Source organism: Chryseobacterium sp. SIMBA_029 (genome assembly GCF_046535275.1).
Classification (GTDB): domain Bacteria; phylum Bacteroidota; class Bacteroidia; order Flavobacteriales; family Weeksellaceae; genus Chryseobacterium.
The window spans coordinates 1-230 of record NZ_JAWRXA010000925.1 but is presented as its reverse complement, the minus strand read 5'-3'; the positions used below and the strand labels follow the sequence as shown (position 1 = coordinate 230).

Annotated in this window: 1 pseudogene; it reads left to right on the top strand. The window is 39.6% G+C overall.

Annotated features, from left to right (window positions below):
• Window positions 1–230: pseudogene (locus SB679_RS26530) on the top strand (MFS transporter); the annotation flags it as partial.

Here is a 230-nt window from a genome sequence, read left to right as displayed (position 1 = left end):
ACCGGCGCAATGACAGAATATTTTATGTGGGCAAACTATGCTACTACGATAGGGATGGGTGCCTGTATGCCAATTGTCATCAGAATGAAGATGAGATTCAAGGTGAGAGATAAAATGGTGGCTTTACTGGTAATTTTAGGATTGTTAAGTTACATCAATGCGACTACTTTACAACCTATGGTTTTTGTATTCAGTTCCCTGCTTATCGGGTTCATGAAAATGATGGTGAC